Genomic DNA, 474 nt, shown 5'->3' with positions numbered 1-474 from the left:
AAGACTTCAGAGTTAAAGTTAGAAGCTAAAGAGTACACAGAGAAGGGCTTGAGCGCCAAGCGGTTACGTGCGATACTCGCCCCATGCCCGCAGCAGACGGTCCCGCCAGTCCCCCGCAAGAGCTGGACCTCGATGAACAGATCGCGGCCTACCAGCGTGAATTTCCCGAGGTGGACCCCCAGGTCGAGAAGGTCGTCACGGCCCTGGGCCGCCTCAACCGCCGTATGAACGTCGGCTACGGCCGGCACCTCTCGGCCCTCGGCATCAGCAACGCCGAGTGGGAGGTGCTCAAGGCCCTCGTCGTCGTCGGCAAGCCGTACCGGCTCGGCCCCGGCGACCTCGCCAAGCGGCTCGGCCTCACCCCGGCGGCCATGACCCACCGCATCGACCGCATGGTCACGGAGGGCCTGGTCACCCGGGACCGCGACGAGTCCAACCGGGTGCGGGTCATCGTCGAGCTGACCGACGAAGGCC

1 protein-coding gene is annotated in these 474 nt (G+C 66.5%); it reads left to right on the top strand.

The annotated features are described in order from the left end of the window. Positions 1-83: 83 nt before the first annotated feature. On the top strand, positions 84-474 hold a 391-nt coding region (locus G3I60_RS43965; protein ID WP_164608578.1), incomplete at its 3' end, for a MarR family winged helix-turn-helix transcriptional regulator.

This window comes from Streptomyces sp. SID13666, assembly GCF_010548325.1.
GTDB lineage: Bacteria > Actinomycetota > Actinomycetes > Streptomycetales > Streptomycetaceae > Actinacidiphila > Actinacidiphila fildesensis.
This window is presented reverse-complemented; position numbering and strand designations above follow the sequence as displayed.